The following is a 223-nucleotide window of genomic DNA, read 5'->3' as shown; positions in this document are numbered from 1 at the left end:
TGACACGAATTTAACGCAGGCTATGGCCATACGGAGTGTGTGATACTAGAATCATGGTTAGAACATTTCTTCTACAACATGTTTATCTCGGGGGAGATACCCATGACCACTGCCACACGCCCACCAACCTTTTTCTTCTCGACTACTAACCCGAATAACCCACACGCCATGGCCCGCGCGAAAGCACGGCGAGCTGCCTATGACACCTGGGTCGGGGCTATGC

The sequence above is a fragment of the Corynebacterium sp. HMSC076G08 genome (assembly GCF_001811515.1).
GTDB classification, from domain to species: Bacteria; Actinomycetota; Actinomycetes; order Mycobacteriales; family Mycobacteriaceae; genus Corynebacterium; species Corynebacterium hiratae.
This window is presented reverse-complemented; position numbering follows the sequence as displayed.